At 43.0% G+C, this 14,533-nt stretch carries 12 protein-coding genes; 2 read left to right on the plus strand and 10 right to left on the minus strand.

All coding sequences use genetic code 11. The features are described 5' to 3' along the window. Positions 1 to 819 (plus strand): DUF4097 family beta strand repeat-containing protein (locus D8863_RS06315; RefSeq protein ID WP_125441413.1); only part of this gene is annotated, 819 nt, incomplete at its 5' end. A 62-nt stretch (positions 820 to 881) separates the two neighbouring features. Further along, entirely contained in the window at positions 882 to 1,844 is a 963-nt protein-coding gene (locus tag D8863_RS06320) for a DUF6574 domain-containing protein (protein WP_125441414.1), read from the plus strand. A gap of 62 nt (positions 1,845 to 1,906) precedes the next feature. On the opposite strand, the gene D8863_RS06325 is transcribed toward D8863_RS06320, so the two are convergent. The 10 genes from D8863_RS06325 to D8863_RS06370 form a co-directional block, all read right to left on the minus strand. Then, positions 1,907 to 2,767 carry a DUF4299 family protein gene (locus D8863_RS06325; RefSeq protein WP_125441415.1) on the minus strand — a complete coding sequence of 287 codons (861 nt, stop codon included), beginning with the start codon at positions 2,765 to 2,767 and terminating at the stop codon, positions 1,907 to 1,909. A gap of 120 nt (positions 2,768 to 2,887) precedes the next feature. Beyond that, the gene (gene trhO / locus D8863_RS06330) at positions 2,888 to 3,874 is read right to left on the minus strand and encodes an oxygen-dependent tRNA uridine(34) hydroxylase TrhO (RefSeq protein ID WP_125441416.1); all 987 of its coding nucleotides are present in this window, start codon (positions 3,872 to 3,874) and stop codon (positions 2,888 to 2,890) included. Positions 3,875 to 4,005: 131 nt separating this feature from the next. Beyond that, positions 4,006 to 4,302, minus strand: coding sequence for a bacteriocin immunity protein (locus D8863_RS06335; RefSeq protein WP_185761459.1), 297 nt, complete (start codon positions 4,300 to 4,302; stop codon positions 4,006 to 4,008). A gap of 68 nt (positions 4,303 to 4,370) precedes the next feature. Beyond that, complete coding sequence (locus D8863_RS06340) at positions 4,371 to 5,060, minus strand: CPBP family intramembrane glutamic endopeptidase (RefSeq protein WP_125441418.1); 690 nt, start codon at positions 5,058 to 5,060, stop codon at positions 4,371 to 4,373. A gap of 160 nt (positions 5,061 to 5,220) precedes the next feature. After that, positions 5,221 to 6,705 carry an ABC transporter substrate-binding protein gene (locus tag D8863_RS06345; protein WP_125441419.1) on the minus strand — a complete coding sequence of 495 codons (1,485 nt, stop codon included), beginning with the start codon at positions 6,703 to 6,705 and terminating at the stop codon, positions 5,221 to 5,223. Positions 6,706 to 6,813: 108 nt separating this feature from the next. Beyond that, positions 6,814 to 7,737 (minus strand): carbohydrate ABC transporter permease, encoded by a 924-nt coding sequence (locus tag D8863_RS06350; RefSeq protein WP_084859687.1) that lies wholly within the window; start codon positions 7,735 to 7,737, stop codon positions 6,814 to 6,816. Between the two features lie 13 nt (positions 7,738 to 7,750). Then, positions 7,751 to 8,680, minus strand: a complete 930-nt coding sequence (locus D8863_RS06355; protein ID WP_000714584.1) for an ABC transporter permease — start codon at positions 8,678 to 8,680, stop codon at positions 7,751 to 7,753. Positions 8,681 to 9,037: 357 nt separating this feature from the next. Continuing rightward, a complete protein-coding gene (locus D8863_RS06360) occupies positions 9,038 to 10,918 on the minus strand; it encodes a beta-N-acetylhexosaminidase (RefSeq protein ID WP_125441420.1) in 1,881 nt (626 codons plus the stop codon). Next, positions 10,912 to 11,781 (minus strand): ROK family protein, encoded by an 870-nt coding sequence (locus D8863_RS06365; RefSeq protein ID WP_049504574.1) that lies wholly within the window; start codon positions 11,779 to 11,781, stop codon positions 10,912 to 10,914. Before D8863_RS06365 ends, D8863_RS06360 begins: the two co-directional genes overlap by 7 nt. 98 nt (positions 11,782 to 11,879) lie before the next feature. Next, entirely contained in the window at positions 11,880 to 14,525 is a 2,646-nt protein-coding gene (locus D8863_RS06370; RefSeq protein ID WP_125441421.1) for an alpha-mannosidase, read from the minus strand. Positions 14,526 to 14,533 lie beyond the last annotated feature (8 nt).

A 14,533-nucleotide genomic window follows, 5' to 3' on the forward strand; every position in this document is an offset into this window, starting at 1 on the left:
ATGTCAAAAGACCCCGTCTATGACAATCGTATCGAAGAAGTGACCTTTGGAAATGAAGTGGAAAAACTTGATTTGACTCTTGAAGAACATAGCCTAACCATCACAGAGTCTGTAGATGACAAGATCCATATCACCTATCATCCTTCCGTGTCTGGTCGTCACGATCTGACTACTGGCATGAGTGACAAAACACTGAGCGTCACTGACAAACAAGCCTCCCAACATCGCTTTCTAGGTTCAGGAATCGAAGGCCTACTTCGTATTGCCAGCAATTATTCTCACCGTTTTGACGAAGTCATTCTCTCCCTCCCCAAAGGAAGAAGGCTGCAAGCGATCACCGTCTCAGCCAATCGTGGACAAACCAATATTCGTCAAGCCAATCTTGAAAATGCGACAATCAAAACAAAAGGCTACCTCTTAAGAATAACAGAAAGCTCTATCAAGAATAGTACACTAACGACACCTCATATCATCAATATCTTTGATACCGAATTTACAGATAGCCAGGTCAAGACGGAAAGGGAACACATCTATGCTGAGAATATCAAGGTCCACGGCAAGGTTGAGCTAGAGGCCCATTCCACTCTAAACCTCATTCTCTCCCAGAAAGAGACTGACCGTATCAATCTAGATCTTTCTTCTCAGCATGGTGGTATCTATCATAAACCCAAAGAAGAACATCGTGGACAAAAAGAGAATCAACTTGCCAACCCTTATAAAACTGAAAAAGCAGATATCAAAGATCTACTCATTGCAAAAGCCAACCAAGATATCTACCTACCTAAAGAAGAGCACTCTGCTTCGTCTAGAAACCATTGACAAAAACGCTTTCATCTGCTAGGCTAAAGATAGAAACGACCATAAAAAAAGGAGGTTCCACCATGACACAAGAATGGTTTGAAAGTGCCGATCTTGAGAAGAAATCACCTCAGCCAAAATCAGAAATCCAGCCCAACGAGCCAGAGACTTCGGAAACTGTGGAAACTGAACCACAAGTAAGCGAAGAAACTTCTGTCTCACCTAAAGAGTTAGAAATACATGAGGAGGAAGCTCCCGAAATGATTGAGGAAGCCCAAACCAAGGAAGAGGGAGAAGGGAAAGCTGAAGAGGAACACAAGCCAGAAACCCCTGCAAAAGAGAAAAGTATCCTCAGCAAGGCTTTAGAAAGCCCCTATATCCCAGATATTGACCCTCGTAAAACTGCTCGATTCAAAGAAGAAATCGCACTGTTTTGGACTTGGCTACTGGATGCTATCCAAGAACCAACTGCCAGCAAGACTACGGACCAAAAGCATCGTTACAGTGTCTTTGCCCTGCTCACTTTGCTATCCTCAATTAACCTTTTCTTTAGTATCTATCATATCAAGCACCTCTACTATGGCTATATGATTTCTATTGCTAATAGTTCTCCTAACCAGCTCCCTCCTTTAGATCTCTTTGCTGGCCTTTCTATCTTGGTCGCTAGCGCTCTATTTTACTTTTCCATCATTTTAGGAGGCTTTACTGTCCGACGTGTGCTGGATCAGGAGAGTGACTTCACATTCCAAGAAGCCTTTGATCGGTATAGTAGACTCTTTGCTATCCCACTTGTCCTAACAGCTCTAGCAAGTTTCTTTGCACTCTTTGGTGGCTTACGATTTGCTGGCATCCTCACTCTTCTAAGCATGGTCATCTTTGCCCTTGGAAATCTCTTTGTGATTAGCAAGCCAAGTAAAACCAGTAGTCTTGACCCATTTTATCGTTTCTTGCTAGCTGTCTTACTTGATGGCGCTATTCTCTTACCCTTCTTCATTGCAGAGTTAGCGCTGACAGTGGACTACCTTCGCATCCTGACCTTCTTTTAACCAAAATCCCTGCCATTTGTTAATGACAGGGATTTTTATGCTTACTCTTTTTTAAACAAGACCTACTCGATGCTTGCCAATTCTTCAAAATCTTTTCCCAAAATGGCTTGTACTGCTAGTTGATTAGCATCTAATTGCTGGTAAAATGCTTCTGGTAGTGACTCTAGGAATTTTGCATAATCCAAGCGAGCGATGGCTTCATAGTCTTCTGCTTTTGAGCCATCACCAGAAATCGTCACTAGGTCAATCTCCCAAATAAGCTCCTTGCCTGCTAGCTGCTCGGTATAGGGTGCTGGCACAAAGGGCTCCTTAGGTAAAATCGTCTTGACTCCCTGGGCTAGGTGATAGATACCGTGCACCTTGCCTTGAGCATCCGGGTAAAATTTCACACTGGCAAGGTAGGCATCAGAGCCTTGAACCTTCTTGACTAGATCTTCAAAACGTGCCAATCCATCCTCAGCCAAAAAGCTCTCGAGGTATTCCTTGTTGAGATAGATAGGGGATAAGAGCCCTTGGCAGTATACTAGACGAGCCACTTTGTCAGCTAGATAATGCTTGACCGTTTGTCGGAAATAAGCTTCAAAGTCAAACCCTTCTAGCCCTTCTACCGCTTGCCCCAACTTGCTCGATAGGGCTTGGAGGAGAGCTTCTACAATCTCCCAGTCCGCTCTAGTAATGAAGTCAGGAATCACCACTTGATAGCCTTTTCGACTATCCGCATAGTTCACCTTGAAGAGAAATTGCGACTGGCCTACAATCCCACACTCCATGTATTCGAGACGATTGAGGGGCTGACGGAGATAGACGGCATCATAGCTATGCGACTCCAAACCCTCCACCAAGGACAAGATGGACTTGGCAGTCAAGACCTCCTGTTGTCCTAGAATGCTTTCTTTATTTGGGATAAAAAATGTTTTCGCCATAACCGGCCTCCTTTGAAATCGTTTACATATAGTATACCCTATTTTCCTGAAAGATACAGAAACAAATTTTAGATTTTTAGATAAAAAGCATAGAAAAACAGCCCCTAAGGGCTGTTTGCTTTATACTGTAGCGACTTGATCCAAGCTTTCACCGATTACAGCTAGACGCTCGATTACTTCTGCTTGTGTCAATTCATTTTCTGAAACATAGCGGTTTCGTGGGTGAACACGGCACTCGTGTGAGCATCCACGGAGATACTTGTCTTCATTTTCTTCTGATGTTAGGATACGACGGTTACAGAAGGGATTTCCACAGTTGACATAACGTTCACATGGTGTTCCATCAAACCAGTCTTTCCCTACGATGGTTGGGTTAACATGGTTGACATCGACTGCGATACGCTCGTCAAAGACGTACATTTTCCCATCCCAAAGCTCACCTTGAACTTCTGGATCTTTACCGTAAGTTGCGATTCCTCCGTGCAATTGGCCGACATCTTTGTAGCCTTCACGGACCATCCAGCCTGAGAATTTCTCACAGCGAACTCCACCTGTACAGTAAACCACGACACGCTTGTCCATGAATTTTTCCTTGTTGTCACGAACCCATTGTGGCAACTCACGGAAGTTGCGGATGTCTGGCCGGATAGCCCCACGGAAGTGTCCTAGGTCGTACTCATAATCGTTACGTGTGTCAAGGACAACTGTATCTTCGTCAAGAAGGGCTTCTTTAAACTCTTTTGGAGACAAGTATGCACCTGTTGTCTCAAGTGGGTTGATGTCGTTGTCAAAGTCGTTGTCTTCCAAACCAAGGTGAACAATTTCTTTCTTGTAGCGAACAAACATCTTCTTGAAGGCTTGTTCATTTTCTTCGTCAATCTTGAACCAGAGGTCTTCCATTCCTGGGAGGCTGTGAACGTAGTCCATGTATTTTTGAGTTGTTTCGTAATCACCTGAAACGGTTCCGTTGATTCCCTCGTCAGCGACTAGGATACGACCTTTAAGGCCGATTGATTTACAGAAAGCCAAATGATCTGCCGCAAATTGTTCTGCGTTTTCAATCGGAGTATAAAGGTAGTAAAGTAAGACACGAATATCTTTTGCCATAAGATTTGTTCTCTTTTCTATTCTTGAATTTTCAGAATTTTTCATTCAACTATACTAGTATACCCACTTGGGAAAACGAATGCAATTTATTTGACCGGAAATTGTATAGAGAGACCTGCCACTGCACTTTATCAGTAACCATAGCGAATCGCAGATAATTCTCTCAATTTTTTGATTTGCTTAGCTTGACTTTCTGACAAACTTAGCTTGTTATCAATCAACACACGTGAGATGTCGACGTTCATTTGGCTTAGAATAAATGGAGTAGAGGTTCCATCATCCTCTAATCGTTTTTGATAAATCACTAACTGATTTTTCAGGGGAGTCAGTTGAGGCGCAGCCTTTATATCTTCCAATAGATAGTCAATGATGGTCATGGCTTCACAACGTCTTTCTCTACCTCCAGCGAACCATTTTAATGGTGTCATTCTCATTTTTCTCCTAAAATTCGCTTATAAATTGAAACACTATAATTCCTAACTCTCGTGCCAGTATTTTACCCAAACACCCTATGTAAAAAAGTCAGCAAAAATGGTAATGTCGCTACAATATTATTGATCACATGCACCGCATAGGATGGATAAATGCTCTTGGTATAGCGGGTCAAACCAGCAAAGATGATTCCAGATGTTGTAAAAACAAAAATATCTAACAGACTAGGCAGACTTGAAAAATGAGGGAGAGCAAACAAAATGGAAGGAAGAAGCAAATCAAGGCCAAATCGCGAATCTTTAAAAAAGGCGTGTTGCAGTAATCCTCTATAGATTAACTCTTCCATCAGTGGAATCAGAAAGAACAGGGCTATATAGATACCTAGCTCTGCAAAGTTAGTCCCACTATAACCAATCAATACAGCCCAACCTTCAGCAGTTGACTGAACATGTTTAGCTGTCTGAACGTTAAAAGAGATCTGGAGCACTACCACTAATACTGTCAAAATCGAATACCAAAGCCATTTTTTTCTTGGAATGCGAAAGAGATAACCATGGCCTGTCTTAACCAGAATCCAAATCATGACTCCGCTAAATAGCAAACTCAAGATATTTTGAATCCAGAAGAAATTGCCAATCTGGGAAGAAAATTGCCAATAGTTTTGGACAATAAGCGTCAGCTGGGAAAGGCCAAATACGAAAAATAGGTAAGAGAAGACAGCACTCATTTTGAAAAGAAGACGATATTTTTTCATGATAGACCTCCTGTAGATACATGTGTATCACATCGCATAAACCCTCAGAACCACTGTTTTCATTTTTACATCCTAAAAATCACTACCTCCCCTAGAAAACTAAGGAAGGCAGTGATCACATTTTTAGGAATTAGGAATGAATACACGAAATCAATCGATTTTATGATTTTTTGTTTTTCAAGAATTCGTCGTATTGTTTTTGCATTTCGTTCAATACTTTTTCGTAGGCACCTTCAGATTTCAATTTTTCCATCAATTCTGGAATAGCTTTATCTGGGTCTACAGTACCAGTGTTGATAGCTGTATCGAATTGTTGCATTGTGTTAGAGATTGCTGAAATTTCAGATTTCACACTGTCAGTGTTAAAGATAAATCCAAGTGCTGGAGATTCTTTAGCTTCTGCCAATTGTTTCTTAGAATCTGCAATTTGTTGGTCTGTAACGTTTTCGTTGATGTAAAGGATCCAGTTGTTACCAGTGTTCCAACCTGACATGTGAGTGTTTCCTTTATATCCATCAAGGACGCGGACACGGTTTTCTTTACCTTCAACTTTTTCCCAGTTCTTACCTTCTGGACCGTAAACAAGACCGTTCAAGAGTTCTGGGTTTGTGTTCAAGAGGTTCAACACTTCCATTGATTTTTCTTTGTTCTTAGAGTTGTTTGAAATGACAAAGTTAGCAACTTGTGTTGTTTGGTTTTTCTTGATAAAGTTAGTGATTGGTTTGATTTGGATGTCTTTGTTAGCAACGCGTGAAAGCAAGCTGTTACCGTAGTCAGCTGGTCCTACTGTTTCTTCACGAACGAACCAAGTATCTTGTTGAAGGTCAAATGAAGTGTCGCTTGTTGCTACGTCTTTTGGAATGTATCCAGCTTCATAGAATTTGTGAAGAGTCTTCAAATGTTCTTTGAAACGAGGCACTTCGTAACGGTTTACGATCTTAGTAGTGTCTCTTTCAAGGTCGATAACAAATGGAAGTCCGTTCGGTACTGGGTAGTCAAAGTTATCAGATGGGATAAAGTTCTTCGTAACCGCAAATGGTACTACGTCTGGAGCTTTTTCTTTGATTTGTTTCAAGACTGGCTCAAGTGTTTCGTATGAAGTGACACCTGAAATATCGATACCGTATTTAGCAAGAAGTGTTCCGTTGAAGGCAAAGTTTTGAGATGATGCAACGTTGGCTGCAACTGGAACAGCATAGATCTTACCGTTTACAGTGTTCCCTTTGATGTAAGCTGGGTCAAGTGCTTTGTAAAGCTCTGCTCCTTCTTTTTTATACAATTCTGTTAAGTCAGCATAAGCACCTTTTTGAGCATTTACAACATAGTTATCTGCAAAGGCGATATCATAGTTTTCACCAGATGATGTGATAACGGACATTTTCTTGCTGTAGTCACCCCATCCGAGGTATTGGATATCCAATTTAGCACCGACTTTTTCTTCAATGATTTTGTTTGCATTTTCTAGCAATTCATCCAAGTTGTCTGGTTTGTCACCGATTTGGTACATTTTGATTACAGGTTTTTCACCTGAAGTAGTATCTGCAGCTTTTTTGTTATTACCTGTAAGATTTCCACAAGCAGCAAGACCAGCAGCCAAAGCGACTACGCTAGCAGATGCAAAAGCATATTTTTTCCAGTTTTTCATGATAAAAACTCCTTTTTTTATTTTTAAACTTATAAACGATTTAATGATTTGTAACTTCAGTCACTAAGATGAAGTTGGGAAGGGAGAAACGGTGTTTCTCAGCAAGTGCTATTCTTTCACACCACCGATTGTCAAACCTTTAACAAAGTAGCGTTGGAAGAATGGATAGAGAATCGCAATTGGAAGGGTTGCAACCACAACCATGGCCATACGACCTGTTTCTTTCGGTAGAGCAACTCCCAGTTGGCCAGATAGGCCGACTGCTTTTGCAATGTAGTCCATATTTTGTTGGATTTGCATGAGCAAATACTGTAATGGATACAAGTTGTCACTCTTGATGTAAAGAAGGGCGTTGAACCAGTCGTTCCAGAATCCAAGAGCTGTCAAAAGCGTGATGGTTGCGATACCTGGAAGTGACAATGGCAAACAAATCTGGAAGAAGATCCGAGCTTCACTGGCACCATCGATACGAGCAGATTCGAGAATAGCTTCTGGAATGGTCTTCTTGAAGAAGGAACGCATCAAGATGATGTTGAATGGTGAAAGAAGCATTGGAACAATCAAGGCCCAAACGGTATCACCAAGTTGAAGCAAACGAGTGACCACGATATAGCCTGGTACCAAACCAGCATTGAACAACATACTAAGAAGAGCGAAGATCGTGAAGAATCTGCGGTACTTAAAGGTTGTCCGTGAGATGGCGTAGGCATAAGTTGTCGTGATGAAGACGTTGGTCACTGTTCCGACTACGGTTACAAAAACTGAGATAAAGAGCGCTTGGAGGATTTTATCTTTAAACTGAGCTAAGAACTGGAATCCATCTACACCGAACTTCGAAGGGAAAAAGCTATATCCATACTGGAGGATGCTCTTTTCGTCTGTCACCGAAATGATGATAACGAAGATAAAGGGCAAGATACAAGAAAGAGCAACCAAACCAGAGATGATACTAAAGAAGATATCTGCTTTCTTACTGAAGGAGTGAATGCCGACATTATCGATTTTTTCTTTTTTAATTTTCTTTTCTGCCATATTCTCCTCCTTTCTAGAACAAAGCTGAGTTTGGATCGACTCGTCTTGCAAGCAAGTTTGATAGGATAACCAGAATCAAACCGACTACGGATTGGTAAAGACCGGCTGCTGAAGCCATCCCGATATCTGCTGTCTGAGTCAAACCATTAAAGACATATACGTCCAAAACGTTGGTTACATTGTAAAGCTGACCAGCATTGTGTGGGATTTGGTAGAAGAGACCGAAGTCTGCGCGGAAGATATTTCCGACTGCAAGGATGGTCAAGACTGTCACAAGTGGAGTCAACTGAGGAATGGTTACGTTGCGAATGCGTTGCCACTTGCTGGCCCCGTCCACTGTTGCTGCTTCGTAGTAGGTTGGGTCAATTCCCATGATCGTCGCATAGTACATGACACTGCTATATCCAAAGCCTTTCCAAATACCTAGGAAAAGGAGAAGGTATGGCCAAATGCCTAAGTCAGCGTAGAAGTTGACTTCCTTCATGCCAATAGATGTTAGAAAATGGTTGAAAACCCCTTTGTCGATGTTTAGGAAGGCATCTGTAAAGAAACTGATGATAACCCATGATAGGAAGTAAGGGAACAACATAGACGTTTGGAAAATCTTAACCATTCTCTTAGAGCGGAGCTCGCTGAGGATGATGGCAATCCCTACTGATACAATCAAACCGATAAAGATAAAGCCGAGATTATAGAGAACGGTATTTCGAGTGATGATAAAGGCATCTTTTGAGCTAAACAAGAATCTGAAATTATCTAACCCGACCCATTTACTATTCACAATACTATCTATGAAACCATTACTGGTCATATGGTAGTCTTTAAAGGCGACCACATTCCCAAATACTGGAATGTAAAAGAATAGAATCAACCAGAGTGCCCCTGGTAAAACCATCAAGAGAAAGATCCAGTTATCTCTCAAGGTCTTTGAAAACTTTTTCATACTTTCCTCCCTTTTTATTCCTAAAAACTGATTTCATCGAATTTTTAGGTTTGATAACGATTACATTATTAGTATACTCCTATTTGAAGGCTAGGTTAAACTACTAATTATAGAAAAAACTCCACAAATTATTTTATGTGGAGAAGTTTTTTATAAGAAATAGGTTTCACGAGAAACACTCTGAACAAGGGACACTGTCCTTGTTTTTATACTCAATGAAAATCAAAGAGCAAACTAGGAAGCTAGCCGCAAGCTGCTCAAAGCACTGCTTTGAGGTTGCAGATAAAACTGACGAAGTCAGTAACATCTATACGGCAAGGCGAAGCTGACGTGGTTTGAAGAGATTTTCGAAGAGTATTAAGTCGTATAAATCGTCGATGCGGTCGCAATGGTGTGCCACTGGTTGGCTGTTGTGGCTGAAAAGTCCTTGTCTCCATAAAAATCGTTAAATGGAAGGATTTCGACTTCTAATTCTTCGATGCGGTCAATCTGACCTGCCAGATAAGCCTCTATACGGCTTTCTGCGCGTTTGATGCGTTGCAAGAGTCCGCCCATACGGATATCGACCGTATCCAAGCCAAAGACTTTGTTTTCTTTCAACCATTGGTAGCTAAAGAGCTTGTGGAAAGTTTCAATCTCACTTCTAAGTTTTGGTAACTCTTCTCTTGAGATTTCTTTCAGATTTTCTTTATCACCCGCTTGGTAGGTCTGACGAATGCGTCGTCCCACATCCACTTTACTACTTAAAATCTGGTTCAACTGGGCCTGAGTTTCAAATAGATAAGAGTAGGCGCCAGCTTTTTCTTTGATAGCAGCAAGCGTCTCAGCAGCCTGAGCGAAGTGTGGCTTGTCCTGTTCAGGTGTCATGTGTCGATCAAGAATCGGACAGAGAACATCCTGATAAAAGACATAGCGGTTGGGATTGATCCCGCTGAGATTGCCTGGCAAGTCTGGCAAGAGATTGGCAAGGTCAATCTGCATAAAGTCCTCAACTGATAGACCCGTATTGGTCTTGAAGTGGGCAGACAAACGGTCGAGGTTATTGCGGTAGCTGAGTTCTGCCCAGATTTGCAAACTTGGCAGGATAGAAAACTGGGCAGTTTCCCCACCATTATCCCCCCAACCCGTTACAATGACTTCTTTGATGTCATTAGCACGACAGGCTTTGTTGGCTTCAAGAGCAATAAGACGGCTGAAATGGTTGTTGGGTGTGAAACCGATCCACTTCCAAGCACCACCTGCAAAGGCAAGGTCATGGCTAATCTTGTGATGGTTGCGGCAATTGCGGTTGTATTTTTCCTCGCTATCCTGATAATAGTCCCAGTAAACCAAGGTTACACGGTCTTTGAGACGATCTAGGTAGACACGAGTTTCCTCTGGAATCTCCACGTCACGATCGTACTGGCCATCCGCTGACATGAGTTTAAAGAACATATCGCTCCACATCTGGCAATGGAAACCATACTTGTCTGCAATATTCAGCACGCGCTCTAAGTGTTGACACATGAGGAGACTACGGTCTACAACACCGTTCAAGATAAGGTAGCGTCCCAAGCCAACCAAGTGGGCTTCATCCATCCCGATATTGACCTTGCGAGTCTGCAATTTAGACAGAGTGGCAAACATCCCATCAATCAAATCATAAACCTTTTCTTCGCCGATAAGGAGAATATCTTCCACATCACGGAGTTCTTGCACTTCCTTAACCCCCCATTTGACAAAGGCCGACAAGTGGGCCAAGGTCTGGATACAAGGCACAAAGGTCATGTCAAACTGCTGGGCGTAGGCTTCGATTTCCTGTAACTCCTCTGCTGAATAAACCCCGCGGAAGTAACCAAAGTATGGCTGCCCCTCAATCTGATAGGTGTCTTCCATGTAGAGCTCGAATGTTGAGTAGCCCATGAGTGCCAAGACCTCAATCATCTGCTTGGCAGAAGCGACATTCAAAACTGCATTTCGAGAACAGTCTGCCATATAGGCCAAATCTTCGTAAGCAGCTTGTTCTTCAAGGTCTACCTTGTCACCTTCTGCTAGAGCTGTTGCTAACAAGGACAAGGCGCGGTAAAGTTGGTGAGGTTTGCGATAGGTTAGTTGATAGTGGCCTCCCTCACCCTTGATAGAGATAGAGGCTTGGTCAGACTGAGCGACTGCCACTTCCACATCTGGTAAAGAGATATGTTTTGTCAGCAAGTCGATTGCCTGAGTTTGTTTGGGACTAAGTCCTGTAAATCTTACCATTGATTTTCCTCCTGTAGCCAGTTGACAAGGGCACCGTAGAGATTGGCATCTGCGTGATAGGTGCAGGCCTGGATAACTGGTGCGACCGTGTATTCTTCGTAGGTCTCGACAAAGTTATCGACAGCCTTCCTGACGCCTTGGATAAAATCAGGGTTTTGGCTGATAGAGCCACCCAGACTAATGACATCTGGATCAATCAGATACTGAATATTGAGCAAACCTTGCGCCAGATTGCGGTTCATGCGCAAAATAGCTTCTTGACAGAGAGCATTGCCTGCTGCGGCCTCTTGGTAAATCTTGCGACCATCCCAGTCAGTCTGACCAGATTTTTCAATTACGTAGCGAACCATGTTTCCTGTAGAGGCTAGTAGCGACCAGTTGTTGAGTTTTTCAGCAGGTGCAATGGTTGTCATATAGCCAAACTCTCCTCCCAAGCCATGACGACCTCGGTGAAGTTTTCCATTGATAATCATAGCTCCGCCAATTCCTGTCCCAATAACGACACAGGCTGCATTTTCAATCTCTGGGTGAGCCAGCAGTTCACTAAGTCCAACACAGTTGGCGTCATTTTCTAGATGGACAGGGAGTTGATGATGAGCAAGAGCTTCATACCAAGAAAAGCCATGAATATAAGGCACGGCACTGATTCCCTCAATCACACCTGTTTCTTGATTGACCGCGCCTGGAACACTCATGGCGATCCCACTATAATCTTGTTCTGACAAGCGTTGGTCTAGCCAAGCTAGTAGATCCTCCAAACTTTCTGGAGTTGGGATGCTTGTCTTATCCAATATTTTCCCATCAGGAGTCAGACTGGCAAACTTAATCCCAGTCCCTCCGATATCAATCGTTGCAATGGTCATTGTTCTTCCCATAAAAAGGGGCGAATCAGTAGTTAGTCCTTACTCTTTCGCCCCTCCTTTCTATCTCATAGTATTAGTTATCAAACACTTTAAAACTGTTAAATGTCTTCTTTTTTGATCAATTCTGTGCGAATTTCTTGTGGTGCTAAGAGTCCTGAATGAACTGGATATGGTCGCTCAAGTAAGTCAAGAATGGTTTGTTGGTGTTCAGATATGCGCACATTTTCTTGGCTCATATTGTAGTAACGGAAAACATATCCTTCTTCATTTTCAGCTACCTTAAAGGCTGTCGGGCAGACTTGTGGTAAGCTGAGCGCCGCATGGCTCAAGAGGCTGCCAGTCGCTGCCACACTTCCTTCTTGTTTAGCGACCTGAAGACTAGTGAATGGTGTTTGAAAGGCTTTGGCACGACGGAAAGCTGAGAAGCGTTCCCCTGCTTGGTGGCATTCCAGAGCAAACTCGACTTCAAACTCGCGCAAGCACTGAGCCTCTGGTGTTGGGAAGTAACCCCAGTCTCCTAACTCACCTGAGGCACGAAGAATGGTCACTGCAATAGTGTCATCTCCAAGGATTTCATACTCGTGCAGTCCTTTATTAGCCACCGTCACCCCTTTTTCATCATCATAAAGGCTGACAAAGGCTTGTTGGTGTTGTGGATTTTCAGGATTTTCCCAAGAAGCAGCTGGTTTGTTTGGTCTTGTCACCACCTCATAGATACTTTCAGAGTCATTGCTTGGACGAGTGTTATGAGTCTTAACCAAGAGACGGATACGGTGGTCCTTGGCTGTGTTAGTAAAGCGAGTCTTGAAACGAATTTGTGGATTGTCAACAAAGACGGTCATCTCTGTTTCAAGAAGAATGCTTGTCAATTCTTCTGAGCGCCCAGCTTCACGCGTCATAAACTCGATGATGCCTCTTTGTTCTGCATCCAATTTTTCGTCTGCACTTACTGGAATTGTCAATTCATGCTTGAGCAAAATCTTGGCAAAACGAGCTGTATTTTCCAAAACTTCATAGCCTTTCAGCTCGGCGTAGATAGGTTCTGTTCCTTTTGGTTGGAAGTAGATGTACTCATTTCCGATGTCACCACGGTCTTCAAAGCGAACAACATCTTCATAAGCTTCATGAGTTGTCTTGTCGTAGACTGTGATGTTTTCATCCACACTTACCGTTACAAATGGCGTATCAATCACTCCATTTTGGTAAATACCGTCACGGTGTTCTTGTTCTCCTTCAAGCAATTGGAAGGTTGTCCAAGAAAGTGGTGCCAGATGAACCGGCACTGTCACGCGCACTTGTCGAGCGATACGAGCCTGACGGAACTTGTCTTTTGGTAAATCATACTCAAAATTAGCTCCCAAATCTTCGATTTTCGCTTCTACAGCATGTCCTTCCAAGTCTTCGACACGGTAGTTTGGCAAGGTCAAGGCTGCCATCTTCTTATAGCCTTCTGTTGGGTGCAATTCTTTGAAATCACAAGTCGCCACATCAATCACTGTGCTGACAGTATCAACCTTGTCATGCAAGCCTGTATTGATAACCGTAAAGAGATGGTCGTTTTGGGCTTCATGAGTTGCGATTTTGCCCTTCCACTCGTTGAGAAGATTGGTCTTAACGAAATTTCCAACTTGGTTGACCTTGGCAAAACGTGTCTCCATCTCACGGTGAACCTCGTCCACGCTACAGCCACAGATACTGTCATGTGGCGCATTTTGTAGAAGGACTTTCCAAGCATAGGTCAACTGATCCTTATGGTTGTGGCCGCCAGTGATTACGGTCAATGGCTCCACCACTTGTTCTAGCAAGTTGCTATTTTCTTGGAAGGCTTGTTTGAGGTAAATGCGTGATGAAGAAGTGTTGGCAAGTGTGTACCAACCATCTGTTTCCTGACTTGTCAACTCACCTGTAACCGTTGATAACTGCTCCGGTAGAGCACTTTCTACTGCATGGACATAGTCGTCAAATGAACTATGCACAAAGGTCACATCTGGGAAGAGTTCATTAGCCACACGAATGGCTTCACTCAGATTGCGCTGTACAGGCTGGTGGTCACATCCGTTCATCATCAACCATTGGTTGGTCGAAGCGTAGTCACGCACGTCTGACAATTTTTGTTTCCAGAAAGTTAGGGCCTCGTCCTTATCAACTGGGATTTCATTCCCGTTACTGTACCAGTTGGCAAAGAGGATACCGAGGACGCGGCTTCCGTCCGCACCCTGCCAGTACATTTCTGAAAACTGGGAAGTAAACTGCTCATCTTCGAGAACTTGGTTGTCAAATCCAATCGGCTTCACACCACGCCCAAAGGCTGCCACGTGAATGCCTGATTTCTGAAGGATTTGAGGAGCTTGTCCCATATTTCCAAAGGTATCTGGGAAGTAACCAATCTGGGTTGATTTGCCCCATTTTGCACATTCAGCTTGACCAATCAAGGTATTGCGGACGTTGGCTTCACTTGAAATCAAGTAGTCATCCTGCAAGATGTAAAAGGGACCAATTTTAAGTTTGCCTTGGTCGATGTAACCTTGGACCTTATCGCGATTTTCAGGGCGAATTTCCAAATAGTCATCAAGGACAATGGTTTGTCCATCCAAGTGGAAACTCTTGAACTCAGGGTCATTTTCAAAGAGATCAAAAAGATTGTCAAACAATTCCACCAACTGCATCCGGTGGCTTTCAAAAGGCAAGTACCACTCACGATCCCAGTGACTATGTGAGATAATATGTACAACAACATTTTCCATGAAGTAAA

Source organism: Streptococcus oralis (assembly GCF_003943825.1).
GTDB lineage: Bacteria > Bacillota > Bacilli > Lactobacillales > Streptococcaceae > Streptococcus > Streptococcus oralis_CD.